10 protein-coding genes are annotated in these 14,506 nt (G+C 37.4%); 6 read left to right on the top strand and 4 right to left on the bottom strand.

Annotation, left to right across the window (positions count from 1 at the left end; translation table 11 throughout):
* Positions 1-20: 20 nt before the first annotated feature.
* On the bottom strand, positions 21-650 hold the full coding sequence (locus RIV7116_RS21460; RefSeq protein ID WP_015120414.1) for an NAD(P)-dependent oxidoreductase: 630 nt from the start codon (positions 648-650) through the stop codon (positions 21-23).
* Positions 651-796: 146 nt separating this feature from the next.
* Between RIV7116_RS21460 and RIV7116_RS21455 the strand changes: the two genes are divergently transcribed.
* Together RIV7116_RS21455 and RIV7116_RS21450 are read left to right on the top strand one after the other, a co-directional pair.
* Complete coding sequence (locus RIV7116_RS21455) at positions 797-1,648, top strand: helix-turn-helix domain-containing protein (RefSeq protein WP_015120413.1); 852 nt, start codon at positions 797-799, stop codon at positions 1,646-1,648.
* A gap of 604 nt (positions 1,649-2,252) precedes the next feature.
* The gene (locus RIV7116_RS21450; protein ID WP_015120412.1) at positions 2,253-2,585 is read left to right on the top strand and encodes a helix-turn-helix domain-containing protein; all 333 of its coding nucleotides are present in this window, start codon (positions 2,253-2,255) and stop codon (positions 2,583-2,585) included.
* A gap of 71 nt (positions 2,586-2,656) precedes the next feature.
* On the opposite strand, the gene RIV7116_RS37410 is transcribed toward RIV7116_RS21450, so the two are convergent.
* On the bottom strand, positions 2,657-2,788 hold the full coding sequence (locus tag RIV7116_RS37410; RefSeq protein WP_015120411.1) for a hypothetical protein: 132 nt from the start codon (positions 2,786-2,788) through the stop codon (positions 2,657-2,659).
* A 1,007-nt stretch (positions 2,789-3,795) separates the two neighbouring features.
* Between RIV7116_RS37410 and RIV7116_RS37075 the strand changes: the two genes are divergently transcribed.
* The 4 genes from RIV7116_RS37075 to RIV7116_RS21430 all read left to right on the top strand — a co-directional run bounded on the left by RIV7116_RS37075 (position 3,796) and on the right by RIV7116_RS21430 (position 10,498).
* Positions 3,796-4,869 (top strand): DUF6745 domain-containing protein, encoded by a 1,074-nt coding sequence (locus RIV7116_RS37075; protein ID WP_015120409.1) that lies wholly within the window; start codon positions 3,796-3,798, stop codon positions 4,867-4,869.
* A gap of 736 nt (positions 4,870-5,605) precedes the next feature.
* Entirely contained in the window at positions 5,606-8,167 is a 2,562-nt protein-coding gene (gene mutS, locus RIV7116_RS21440; protein WP_015120408.1) for a DNA mismatch repair protein MutS, read from the top strand.
* 236 nt (positions 8,168-8,403) lie between these two features.
* Positions 8,404-9,699 carry an adenylosuccinate lyase gene (gene purB, locus RIV7116_RS21435; protein ID WP_044291113.1) on the top strand — a complete coding sequence of 432 codons (1,296 nt, stop codon included), beginning with the start codon at positions 8,404-8,406 and terminating at the stop codon, positions 9,697-9,699.
* Positions 9,700-9,955: 256 nt separating this feature from the next.
* Positions 9,956-10,498, top strand: coding sequence for a DUF4126 domain-containing protein (locus tag RIV7116_RS21430; RefSeq protein WP_044292145.1), 543 nt, complete (start codon positions 9,956-9,958; stop codon positions 10,496-10,498).
* A gap of 288 nt (positions 10,499-10,786) precedes the next feature.
* On the opposite strand, the gene RIV7116_RS21425 is transcribed toward RIV7116_RS21430, so the two are convergent.
* Together RIV7116_RS21425 and hemH are read right to left on the bottom strand one after the other, a co-directional pair.
* Entirely contained in the window at positions 10,787-11,497 is a 711-nt protein-coding gene (locus tag RIV7116_RS21425) for a PEP-CTERM sorting domain-containing protein (protein ID WP_015120405.1), read from the bottom strand.
* A 1,302-nt stretch (positions 11,498-12,799) separates the two neighbouring features.
* Positions 12,800-13,963: a ferrochelatase gene (gene hemH / locus RIV7116_RS21420; protein WP_015120404.1), complete on the bottom strand. Its 1,164-nt coding sequence runs from the start codon at positions 13,961-13,963 to the stop codon at positions 12,800-12,802.
* Positions 13,964-14,506 lie beyond the last annotated feature (543 nt).

Here is a 14,506-nt window from a genome sequence, read left to right as displayed (position 1 = left end):
TTCGATTAATTTTGAAACTTTTAATAGGACAAAGCTGGTGTTTTGTAAAGATAGGATTTATCAGTCAATTGCTTTAAGATGAAATCAGCAACATCAGCACGAGAAATTTTCAATTTTGAAGTTTGATCGTCACCAGAAAAACCATGTCTGTAATTACCAGTTTGCTCCCCATCTATAAAAGCTGAAGGGCGAATAATAGTCCAGTTTAATTTACTTTGCTTAACATAATCCTCTTGCTTTTCATGGTCTTTAAATACATCTCGCAAGAGGAATCCAAACATGATATATTTCCAAAAGAAGTTGAGATTCTCCCAACTATCCCCAGCACCAAGGGTTGATTGACAGATAAGGCGTTGGATACCTGCTTTTTCCATAGCCTTAATAATCTGTTGCGTACCTTCCGAGCGAATTGTTCCCTTTGTTTTCTTACCCGCTCCCAATACACAAACCACTGCATCTTTACCTTGTACCGCTTTCTCCACTGAATTTGTATCCATGACATCTCCTTTCACTACCTGGAGATTTTCATGTTTGATATCGAGTTTTTCAGGATTGCGTACAAAAGCAGTTACCATATGTCCCTTTTCAAGTGCCTGCTCAACAACCAAACAACCTACACTTCCTGTCGCGCCAAAAATAAGTAAATTCATCTTTTCGATTGCTCTCGATTAATTACTCTTTCAGCTTAGGGAAAACATCAATGCTCAACTATCCGATTCTTGCGATACTTTCACATTCTTGCGCTCAATTTTCAAATTTTTTAAAATTTATATGATGTGTCGGCAAGTTGTTACAAATGAAAAATCCAGATATACAAGCGAAAATATCTTGTCCATTCCAAACCTGGGAAAATATTCGAGTTCAACAATTCCAACATCCTGCGGGAGAGGGTAATTGTCTTTTCCCCGACGAACATGTCATAAGTTTATCTCTGTCTCCTCGTCCAGTTCGTTTGCTACAAATTCATGGAGATGACAGCTACACGGGATTATATGGACAAGGATATATGTCAATTACACCCGCAAATACACCTTTTTTTGCTCGGTGGGATAGTTACGATAATTACTTACAAATTCGGGTAAAAACTCAATTTATAGAAAACGTCGCCAGAGAAACTTTAGAAAAAGACCCAAACCGACTACAATTAATATCGGAATTTCGCACTCAAAGTCCGCAAATTGAAGCAATCGCCATGATGCTATTCGCAGAATTGCAGCAACAAAATTCAGCTAACGGACTATATATTGATTCCCTAACCAACGTCTTAGCAGTCAATTTACTCAGACAGCACGCAGCCACCAAACCTCAGCTAACAACTTACGAGGGTGGCTTACCACTGCATCAATTACAGCAAATTTTAGATTATATTGATGCACATTTAGATAAAGATATCAAACTTGCCGATTTAGCCCGGTTGCTCGACATTAGTCAATTTCACTTCAGCCATTTATTCAAGCAGTCAATCGGCATGTCTCCCTACCAATATTTACTTCAGCAACGGGTAGAAAGAGCCAAACTATTGTTGAAACAAAAAGACAGATTAATTGTAGATATTGCTTTAGAATGTGGTTTCAGCAGCCACAGCCATTTAAGTAGAAAATTTCGCCAATTAACCGGGATAACACCCAAGCAATATAGAGTGGGTTAGTTTGGCTTTATGATTCCCGGCATTGATTGAGGGAGGGAGTGAGAGAGAAATTCTATCGGAAATATTACGCATTAACTGTAATTAATTGCCTTACCCCTTAAAAGGCGATCGCTTGTTGTAATTCACCCAAAATTTTCTGGATTTGACTCGATTTTTTCAACAACCATGATTTCAAAAATTCTACCTTTATTATTTCTGACATTTTTATGTGAAATTGAAACTTGAATTAATTGTAGGTTGGGTTAGAAGCTTTTATAATTTAGGGTTTTAATCAACAATTTATATAGCGTCGTAACCCAACATAGGAACTATCGTATATCAGAAGAACAATATTTTTGGCTCTTCATTACATAGTATGCTAGATATTTGGTTTAAAATTGTGAAACATTTCTTTTGTAAGGGTTTCAAAATTTTTACTCATATTATTAACGTTATACAGTTATTCTTTCCCTTCTGCCCTGTGCCCTCTGCCTTCTGCCTTAAAACGACTATTTAATTAGCATACCAACTGCTGAAGAACAATATTTTTATTTATTTAATAAAGGTTGATGTTGGGTTACGACACCATAATTAAAGCTGCTGATTTCTATCAATATTGATTTTGGTGTCTAACCCAACCTACAAACTGCATCAATTACAGCAAATTTTAGATTATATTGATGCACATTTAGATAAAGATATCAAACTTGCCGATTTAGCCCGGTTGCTCGACATTAGTCAATTTCACTTCAGCCATTTATTCAAACAGTCAATCGGCATGTCTCCCTACCAATATTTACTTCAGCAACGGGTAGAAAGAGCCAAACTATTGTTGAAACAAAAAGATAGATTAATTGTAGATATTGCTTTAGAATGTGGTTTCAGCAGCCACAGCCATTTAAGTAGAAAATTTCGCCAATTAACCGGGATAACACCCAAGCAATATAGAGTGGGTTAGTTTGGCTTTATGATTCCCGGCATTGATTGAGGGAGGGAGTGAGAGAGAAATTCTATCGGAAATATTACGCATTAACTGTAATTAATTGCCTTACCCCTTAAAAAGGCGATCGCTTGTTGTAATTCACCCACAATTTTCTGGATTTGACTCGATTTTTTCAACAACCATGATTTCAAAAATTCTACCTTTATTATTTCTGACATTTTTATGCGAAATTTCAACTTGAATTAATTGTAGGTTGGGTTAGACGCTTTTAGGACTTACACAATTGTCATAATACTTGGTTGGTGCGTGACACTGAAAACCATATAACTACGTTCAAAGTGAGTCAAAGTGTCACAGCACCCTACAAGAAAATATGCCGGTTGCGTAAGTGCTGGCTTTTATAATTTGGAGTTTTTGTTGGTAATTTATATAGCGTCGTAACCCAACATCCGCCAGACTTTGAGCAATATATCTTGTTATCTGAGATATTGATGAAGGAGAAGACACCATAGGAAAATTATCGTAATAATCACCTGTTATCTTCGAGTAATTCAATCTACGAACTTTTAATAATATTGGGGTTTTTGTTTGCAATTTCCTGGGAAAGCTTGATTAAAAGTGTTGCCCTCTTGTTGGCAAGATGCTGAATTTGATTGGAGTTAATGATTCGTTGAAAATATTTTGACTTGAATAGGTTCTACTTCGTGATAGAATATCTTCTGGAGAAAGTAAAAACCGGATATTACCGGTGGAGCGATACAAAAAATAGCTTACTGAAGCGGCGGGGTTTTAATCTACTTTGAGCAGCAAACATCTAACCTACGTATTTTTCAGTCGAATTATTTAAATGGTTGGGAATCGTAGAAAAATATTTTATTCGCAATCTTTGAACTTAATACCAAATCTAAGTTTCTAACGATGTTACAAGATTTGAGTTTAACCCAACTTACAAATAAAAAATTCAGAACGAGAAAATCTTATGCTTGGGAATTTTTCCAAGCCGATGTAACCGAATTTAATCAGGAATGGCCGCAATTGTCACAATGCCCATTTGGTGCGTGACACTGAAAACATTGTTACTACGTTCACAGTTACTCAAAGTGTCACAGCACCCTACAAGAAAAATGTGCCGGTTGCGTAAGTCCTATTAATATAACTGAAACTTTAACTTCCGACATGGGAGTACTTTAAATATCAACCTTGAAAAAATTAAAAATATTCCATCATGTCGGAAAATGAAATAATTACCCAACTAACACCCGAACAAGAAGCATTAATTCCAGTTTATCGAGATAAATGGCTCAAAATTGCGCTTTCAACTGAAAGGATTGATAAAAATAAAGCCGCAAAAACAGTAAAATATTTTTATAAGTTCATAGATGAAGATGAGCCGGAACTTCTGTTTTTTGATAGTCCTTATGGAATTTGCGAAAAACTAGATAAAATACATACTGATTTCAATGATATATACATATTTAACCACTTGGGACATATATTCAAAAATCATATATACGATTTAATTTTCGATAAAAAAGCAATTGAAATTATGAACAAATTAGGAAATATTAGCTTAGAAAAAAGAAACATACTAGAATCTGCTATATATAACGAACTATACGAAAAAGGAATATATGTCTATCCAAAGTATATTCATAGTTACTCTCATCCAATAAATTGGGTTCCCGTTCGCGGTGCTTTTCACGATTTTTGTATTTCAGTTTTAAAGTTACCTTTTTATAAACAAAAATGGGAGATTTTACAAGAAATACTTAATGAGTGTTGGTGGGTATTTAGTTTTCAAGGTATTTGTTTAATTTGCCAACGTCCTTTTAATCTCCAATTCGACGAACAAAACAACCTTCACGCAGATGGAAAACCTACAATCGAATACGCTGATGGATTCAAAGTTTATGCTCATCACGGCGTTTGGTTGCCAGAAAAATATGGTTGCATTCCTTCATCACAATGGCAATCGCACTGGCTATTATCAGAAGAAAACGCTGAATTACGTCGAGTTTTAATTCAAGCAATCGGTTACAACAAAATTTGTCGGGAATTAGGAGTCATCGAATTAGATTCCTGGAAAGAATACACTTTATTAAAAATCGATAAATATACAGAATATATTCCCGAACATCCTCAAAATTATTCAGAACCGATGCATTTATTAAAAATGACTTGTCCAAGTTCCGGATTTATTCATTTTTTAAGAGTTCCCCCAGATATTAATTCAGCTAGAACTGCAATAACTTGGATTAACTGGGGAATTGACCCGGAAGATTTTGATATACAAACTTAAACCAAATTTATCCATAATCAATATTGATATTGATGCTTGATGCTATTTTATCAAAAATAAGCATATAATAATCCCAACTGATTATATCAAAAAATTATTTAAAATTTTGACAACATTTTTATACAGCCGCTCTAACAACGTAATTCCGTTAATTAAATGATAAGACTTGCAATATAATTGATGTCATTCTCAACTAACAATATTTTTGTAATTTTTTATCACAATATATAGCTTCAAACCCATGAATTGCATGTGAGAGTATTGAGTTTTGTAAAGTAAAAATATCTTTGATACTAAAATAAAATTTATAAATCAGTATCAAGACGCTTGAAAAATAAATATTGAATTAAATAAGTAACTCAATTAAAAGTAATACCTCCTCAACCTTCCGTTGCGATAAGCGAAGCTTGATGCTTTCGGCGTAACACAAAATCTGAGAAAAAACTCTGCGTCCCTTTGCGCTTACCTCCCTTCCCTCTGCGTTAAAAAAGTCTTTTATTTTACTCTAATAAAATGAAAATAGTAATTATATTGAGAAAAACCCGGTTTTATACAAATAGCAATTGTAAAAAATGCAGCAAATAACCTGTAGTCAACTTGATGCCAAAAATTAAAAGGTTTTCTACAAACTTTAATAAAATCAACGAAAGATAAATAAACCTTGAGGGACTTCCGGATAATTCTGGTATCGGGTTATTATCATATATTGTCCGCTGGCAATCTGTATCCTTCATCCATGACTGCATCTAAAAACCAAAGTACAACAACGATCGTTGACCATCGCACGGTGGATATCAGTAAGCTGAGTCAGATGTACCAGCATTATGTTGAAACCAAGGAAAAACATCCTCATGCGGTGCTTTTTTACCGGGTAGGTGATTTTTTTGAATGTTATTTTGAAGATGCTGTCACCTTAGCTCAAGAATTAGAACTGGTTTTAACTAGTAAACAAGCTGGTGCTGATGTGGGAAGGGTAGCGATGAGTGGTGTTCCCCATCATTCTTGGGAGCGTCATGCTACTGGCTTAGTAGAAAAAGGTTATGCGGTAGTAATTTGCGACCAGGTTGAAGATGCTTCTCAGGTAACTGGTGGTCGTTTGGTGAAAAGGGAAATTACCAGAATATTAACTCCCGGTACTTTGTTAGAAGATGGGATGTTGAAAGCAAGTCGCAACAATTATTTAGCTGCTGTGGTAATTGCAGGGGATAATTGGGGTTTGGCTTATGCCGATATTTCTACTGGAGAATTTTTAACTACTCAAACTAATAATTTGGAGCATTTAACTCAAGAGTTGATGCGATTGCAGCCGAGTGAGGTGTTATTTCCTACCAATGCTCCGGATTTAGGTGCCCTACTTCGACCTGGTGAAAAGTCCAATAGTTTACCAGAATGTCTGCCTACTTCTTTTTGTTATTCGTTGCGATCGCAGGTTCCTTTTTCGAGTGGGGAAGCTAGAAGTCGGTTATTACTAAAGTTTAAAGTCCGCTCTCTGGAAGGGTTTGGTTGCGACAGTCTGACTTTAGCCGTTCGTGCTGCTGGTGGTTTATTGGAATATTTGGAGGAAACTCAGAAGGAAAATAAGGTTCCTTTGCAACCTTTACGAACCTATACTTTTACTGACTTTTTAGTTGTAGATTATTCAACCAGACGCAACCTTGAAATTACCCAAACAATTCGCGACGGTACTTATCATGGTTCGTTATCCTGGGCTATGGATAGAACAACTACGGCAATGGGTGGACGTGCTTTAAAAAGATGGTTATTGCAGCCGTTGTTGGATATTAAGGGAATTAAAGCTAGGCAGGATACGATACAGGAATTAACGGAAAATACAACTTTACGTCAAGATTTACGGGGGTTGTTAAAACAGATTTACGATTTAGAAAGGTTATCGGGGCGCTCTGGCTCTGGTACTGCCAATGCCAGGGATTTGTTTGCTTTGGCTGATTCTTTATCAAAGTTACCGCAGTTGGGTAATTTAGTTAAGGATGCTCGTTCTCCTTTTTTGAAAGCTTTGCAAAAAGTTCCGCCAAGTATGCAAGAGTTAGCGGATAAGATAAAAGCTCATATTGTGGAATCTCCTCCGATACAAATTAAGGAAGGTGGTTTAATTAGGGAAGGGATAAATCCTTTATTAGATGAAAGAAAAGAATTAGTTGAAGAAGACCAAAAGTGGATTGCTAATCTAGAGATTGATGAAAGGGAAAGAACGGGAATTCCCAAACTAAAGGTTGGTTATAACAAAACTTTTGGTTATTATCTCAGCGTTTCTCGCGCTTTAGCTGAGAAGGTACCGGATAATTATATTCGCAAGCAAACTTTAACTAATGAAGAACGATATATTACTCCCGAATTAAAGGAAAGGGAAGCAAGAATTTTAACTGCAAGGGATGATTTGAATAAGTTGGAATTTGATATTTTTCTTGCTTTAAGGGAAGAAGTTGGTTCTCAAGCTGAAATTATCCGCAATATTTCCCGTGCTGTCGCTGCTGCTGATGTGTTGTGCGGTTTAGCTGAATTAGCGGTATTTCAAGGTTATTGTCGTCCGGAAATCGTTGAAGGAAGAGAAATTACAATTATTGATGGCAGACACCCGGTAGTTGAACAATCTCTACCCGCTGGTTTCTTTGTACCAAATTCAACTTATTTGGGAAGGGAAGAAAATGGAGATACGAACAATTCTCCCGATTTAATTATTTTAACTGGCCCAAATGCCAGCGGTAAAAGTTGTTACTTGCGTCAGGTGGGATTAATTCAATTAATGGCGCAGGTTGGCAGCTATATTCCAGCAACCTCAGCAACTCTAGGTGTTTGCGATCGCATATTTACTCGTGTAGGTGCGGTGGATGATTTAGCTACCGGACAATCGACTTTTATGGTGGAAATGAACGAGACGGCGAATATTCTCAATCACGGTACTTCAAAGTCGTTGGTATTATTAGATGAAATTGGCAGAGGTACGGCAACTTTTGACGGACTTTCTATCGCATGGGCAGTAGGAGAATATATAGCCACAGAACTTTTAGCCAGAACAATTTTCGCAACTCACTATCACGAACTCAACGAATTAGCATCTTTGTTGGATAACGTTGCTAATTATCAGGTGACGGTGAAAGAAATGCCGGAGCAAATTATCTTTTTACATCAAGTACAACCAGGTGGTGCTGATAAATCTTACGGTATTGAAGCGGGAAGATTGGCAGGTTTACCAGCAACGGTAATTAAGCGAGCTAAGCAGGTTATGGGACAAATTGAACAGCATAGTAAAATTGCTATTGGTTTAAAATCTTTGGATTAACGAAAGACCTAACCCCTAGGGCGTGTTTTCAAACTATAACCATAATAAAATTAATGCGATAGCCCTAAAGTCTATCCGGGACAACCTTCGGTACGGACTACGAAGCTGAATTTTAATTTTATCGCTTCTTCCGCCGTTAGTAAGCTAGTTAGTAAATCTATAACTAACCACTAACCACTAACAACTAACTCCTAACAACCTGTACAATAAATTAGTTGTATTCGGTGGCGCGAACGTTGATTGAACGCTATACTCTGCCCGAGATGGGCAATATCTGGACTGATTCTTACAGGTTTCAAACTTGGCTGCAAGTGGAAATTGCAGTTTGTGAAGCACAAGCTGATTTAGGTTATATTCCTGCCGAAGCTGTACGGGAAATTAAGGCTAAGGCGAATTTTGATGTGAAGCGAGTGCTGGAAATTGAAGCTGAAGTCCGTCATGATGTAATTGCTTTCCTAACCAACGTCAACGAATATGTAGGTGACGCTGGACGCTACATTCATTTAGGAATGACAAGCTCTGACGTATTAGATACTGCTTTAGCGCTACAAATGCTCGCTAGTTTAGATTTAATTATCCAAAAGCAGGAAGAATTAATTACAGCTATTCGCGAAAAGGCTCGCGAACATCGCTACACTGTAATGATTGGACGCTCTCACGGTATCCATGCCGAACCCATTACCTTTGGTTTTAAACTTGCTGGATGGTTAGCTGAAGTTTTACGCAACCAACAGCGCTTGCATACCCTCCGCAAAACTATCGCCGTCGGACAAATTTCCGGTGCTGTGGGAACTTACGCCAATATCGAACCCCGCGTAGAAGCTCTTGCTTGTGAAAAACTCGGACTTCAACCAGACACCGCATCCACTCAAGTTATCTCCCGCGATCGCCATGCCGATTTCCTCCAACAATTGGCTTTAACAACCGCATCCCTAGAACGTTTCGCAGTAGAAATCCGCAACTTACAAAGAACAGATGTCCTCGAAGTGGAAGAATTTTTCTCCAAAGGACAAAAAGGCTCTTCTGCAATGCCTCACAAACGCAACCCCATCCGTTCCGAAAGACTAACCGGAATGGCAAGAATCGTGCGCGGAAACGCCGTTGCAGCTTTAGAAAACGTCGCATTATGGCACGAAAGAGATATTTCTCACAGTTCCGTAGAAAGAGTAATTCTCCCCGACTCTTGTATTTTGACCCATTTCATGTTAAAGGAATCAGTCAATTTAGTTAAAAATTTGTTGGTATATCCCGAGAACATGGCGCAAAATATGAACTGCTACGGTGGAGTCGTATTCAGTCAAAGAGTACTATTAACCTTAGTTGAAAAAGGAATGAACCGCGAAGAAGCTTACCAAGTAGTTCAACAAAGCGCTCATACAGCATGGAATACCAAAGACGGTAATTTTCATGAGCTAATTGCCAAAGATTCTCGCGTTACAGACAAACTATCATCCTCAGAAATAGAAGCCTGTTTCGACCCCAAACACCATCTACAGCACTTAGATGAAGTTTATCAAAGATTAGGAATTTAAATCGGTAGTGGGTAATAGGTAATAGGTAATTGGTATGAATAACCAGAAAATAAATGGCGTTGCCTACCTCGTTATGAATTTAAATGTCCCAGACACGAAAACACGGGCATCTCTACAAGGCTTTTATTCTTACTCTTCCCCAATTACCAATGCCCGATGCCCAATTCCCAACTCAAAATTTTCCGGTTAAACTAAATACGTACTTGAATGTCTAATTGATTACTTGTATATGCAATTAAACTTTCTGGGTGCCTATATGATAGAACTCTTGGCTGTTCTTTCTGCTTCTGCGGCGGTTGGAATACGAATAGCGCTTCCGGTATTGTTTTTCGGACTTTTGCAAGGTCAACAGCTTTGGTCGGAAGTGCCTGTTTTATCCAATATTTCTTCCTCGTTTTTACTAGGTATACTGACAAGTTGGTCTGTCATTGAGCTTACTGCTTCAAAAAAGCTCATGGGACAACGAATATTGCAAATAGTAGAAATATTATTTTCTCCCGTCATGGGTGCAATCATGGGTTTAGCTGTAGTTGCAGCAACCCAAGCTCCAACTTGGTTGATTGGTATAACTGGAGGTTTATTTGCTTTGGTACTCCAACTAGTTCAACTCGGCTGGTTTTTCCGCTTGCGGGGTTTACCTTTATGGTTTGTCTTCATTCAAGATGCTTTATGCATTGCGTTGGTATTATTCGCTTTCGGCGCTCCCACACCTGGGGGCTTAATTGCCCTACTTTTGTTATGGTTCGCAATTTATAGCGGTAAACTTTGGTATGACTGGTATCGAGAGAAGAAGAGTTAGGAATTAGGAGCGATAGGCAATAACAAAATTATTCTATATAGAGCTATAGCGTTTATCAAGCAACTGAGGTACAAAAATTACCTCACCCCCGATAAAGCTGTGCTTTATCTCCCCTCTCCTTGTTAAGGGGGGTGAGGTTTTGAGGTGTACCTCAATAGATTAGGAAAGGCTATATATAATGAATGAGTTTTTATTACATGCAGAAAAGAGCAGTGACTTGTGGTAACTGCTCTTTTCTTAGAATTGTTTAATATCGACTAAAGTCTACTTTATTTTGAAGTCATTATTTTATGCTTGTTGCTTCTTTTTGCGCTTAAGAGTAGAAGCACTACCGAATGCACCAACAGCTAATATACCTAATATAGAAGCGGGCTCAGGTACAGCAGCCTGTACAAATTTAGGATCGTTATTCGCCCCAAAGAAAACCTGATCGATATGTGGTGAATCAATACTATCCGCCTCATTTCCTTGGAATGCAATGGTGATTTCTTCACCTGCGAATACATCTAATTTAAATAGATTTTCAGTCCAAGATGTACCATTCATTGAAATTGCTTCATTCAGGAGACTACCAGATTCCGAACCAAATACTGACACCTTACCTGTTCCGTTTTTACGACTCCATGCATCGAAGGAGAATATCGCGTTTTGACCAAAATCTTCTGCGAGTGTAAAAGTCTGACTAATTGTTGCAATTCCATCTAAGTTTGTTTCGAGATGGTTGCCAGTATCTTTACCATCACTACCTTTACCTCCATTTACACTGTTGAAGCTTTGATTCCACAATTCGATTTCACCATCTTCATCAGTTGTTTGCCAGCCAGACACATTACCAGCATCTGTTCTAAGCCAATCATTATCATCTACTTTTGTATCTTCAAATTCACCATTGATAACCATATTCTTCCCGAAGGATGCAGCGTTAGCTTCTCCAGGAATCGCAGCTAAACCTAAAACTACACCAACAGCAGCAACTGTTAACTTATTAAATAATTTCATTTTTAATTCCCTTACTCTCTTAAAAATTTGTTTTCGTTTTAGACTTGTTTGTCTATATTTCAGTGATAATTCACTATTAAACAGAAGTGCAAGGGGTAATCAAATACTTTTACTTTAGCTTTCAAAAAACTATCTAATTTACATTTAAATTACAATAATAAGCCATTTTTAACTCAAAAGTAGGGCTATTTTCAGTAATAAAACCTATAGATAAAATTTCAAATACAAAAACTATTCAAAACATTACCCTATTACAGAGAAATGTAAACTAACTATTATGCTTATTCTTTCAGTAAAATTCTTGAGAATTTGTTTAAGTTTACCTTCATTTAAGTTGATTTCATATTTAGAGAGAAATTCAACCAGTAATCATAATCAACATTAAAGATAAACTGGCGAGGTGAGTAATATACCGCATTTCATTTGAGTGCAATACACTCCGATCAACCTCACCCCCTTCCCCTCTCCTTCCGCCAGGAGAGGAGTGTATTCTATTCAACTGAAAACTGCTATATAAAAGTTGGTTACGTCAGGTAGCGATAGCGATATAAAGTACGGTGTTGGGAAGCCATTGCGTTGCCGTTCACCGGAGGTGTAGTTCGGTGTTCCTAACTAGATAAACTTTTTAATCTAGAGAACACAGAGGAAGAAAAAGAAAATTTGGCAACGTTTAAAATTTAAGTAATTCCGATACAAAAGCAGGAATGGCAGCAAGCGTCACAAAAATAGGTTGGTGCGTGATACTACAACCTTTATTATTACGTTCAAAATTAAATTTAGTATCAAAGGGTTCTGATTAAAAATTTTTAATTGCTTGCCGTCACCTTACAACAGAAATGTGCCAGTTGCAGCTATTCCTAAAAAGAAATGAAATAAGTCCTAATAGTCAAAAAATAAAGTAATTCTACATAGAGATACCAGAAATATTTCTCTAGCTTTAATCTAAATAATCATGCGAACCGTTTAATTGCTTAATTTAATAGTTCAAAAGTTACCGATGATGAGTACAAATATTGTTGAGCAGTATTGTTTGTAACTTATGATTATGTAAAAAACGACTTATTTAATAAAGCTTCAATGAGATATGCATTTACCCCTTGCACTTGCTCTTAAATATCGGTTATCACTGATATATACCAAGCAAAAGAAAACATTATCTATACGAAACACCAAACTAAATTTATTTAATTCCTTTTTTTTTAAAACCTTCTCTTAATATTGCATTTTTAAACTCGGTAAGACTTATAAAAGTCCTACCGATTTTTTTTGCGAACAAAATTCAGAGTAATTACTGGTAAATAATTACAAAAGCCCTACTGCATGTAATAAACCATGTCCGGTGAGTATTTCAATCATTAAAGCCAGAAAACCGAGCATGGCTATTCTACCGTTCCAAATTTCTGCGGAAGTAGTGATACCCCATTCCCAACGTTCTGGAGGATAAATTTTAACTTTCTTCTTCATCTGATTAACTTGTGCAAGTGAAATACTCGGAGACTTCAATGCATCAATAGTTAAATTTGCTAAAGCCTGAATAAATACTGGATGTACGTTGAGTGCTGGAACCCTACGGAAATTTTTAATTCCTGCTTCCTCTGCTACTTCACGATATTCAATATCGATTTCTTCTAAGGTTTCAATATGCTCGGAAACAAAACTAATCGGTACAACTACTAAATTGTTAACGCCTTTATGGGCTAAATCTTCGATGGCTTCTTCTGTATATGGTTGCAGCCACTCCACTGGGCCAACACGACTTTGATAAGCTAAAGTATGGGGGTTTGGACGATTGAGAGTTTGCATAATTAACTGCGTACACTCTTCAATCTCCTGCTGATAGGGGTCTCCAGCTTCTTCTACATAACTTTTAGGAACCCCATGAGCGCTGAAGAAAATATGACCTTCATCCGGGTTTTCTAACTGATCTAACTCCTGCGCTATCAGTTCAGCCATTGCTTGCAGATAACCGGGTTGTTTGTACCAAGAAGCAATTACAGAATATTCAATTTGCTGAAATTTGGGGTTTTCCTGCCATAACTTTTCAAGAAGTCGGTAACTAGAACCGCTGGTACTAATAGAAAACTGGGGATAAAGCGGTAGAATAACTAATTGTTCGATGCCATCAGCGACAATTTGAGCGATCGCCTCTTCGGTGTAGGGATGCCAGTAACGCATTCCCACATAAATATTGGCTTCTTCGCCAATTTGAGCCAACTGCTCTTTTAAAGCTTCTCCCTGGGCTTCGGTTATCTGTCGTAACGGGGAGCCACCACCAATTTTGCGGTAGTTTTCTTGAGAGGTTTTGCTCCGTCGCGTCGCGATAAACCAGGCTAAAGGTTTTTGCAGCCAGCTAAAAGGCAGACGAATTATTTCCGGATCGGAAAACAAGTTGTAAAGAAACGGCTGTACATCCTCAAGTTTATCCGGCCCACCAAGATTAAGTAATAAAACGCCTACACGACCCATAGCAGTATTAGTCCCCAAATTTTTTCAGCTTTTTTACTAATGTTAACAATATATCTTTATTAAATACATAAGTTAATACTACGGAAATAGATTACCGATACATTTTTCGATATTTAACTTGGTGCTGCCCGTGCTTTAGCAGTGGAATACAGGGTTTGAGTACTTTGTGCCTTAGTGTTAAATCCCCGCATCATCACATTGGCTTCGCAACGCTTAACAATTCATTCAGATTTTAAAGTTCTCAATTCTTTTATCCCGGCTATTAAGAAATTTTATCAAATAACGACATCCTCTTCTAGTATGTGTGACGCTTTGAGAAATGTTGTAAGTAGTGGTAATAAAGTTTGCGGCGTTAGGCGTTTGGGAGAGGGGGGCAATACTGCTCGGTTAAGGAATTGAACAAAATTTTTAGATCCCCCAAACCCCCTTAAAAAGGGGGCTTTATTCCCTCCTTAAAAAGGAGGGTTAGGGAGGATCTCCCCTTAACCGAGCAGTATTGGGGGAGGGGAAAGAAAAAGTAATTTTTATACTTAATTCGCTATA

Source organism: Rivularia sp. PCC 7116 (genome assembly GCF_000316665.1).
Classification (GTDB): Bacteria; Cyanobacteriota; Cyanobacteriia; order Cyanobacteriales; family Nostocaceae; genus Rivularia.
This window is presented reverse-complemented; position numbering and strand designations above follow the sequence as displayed.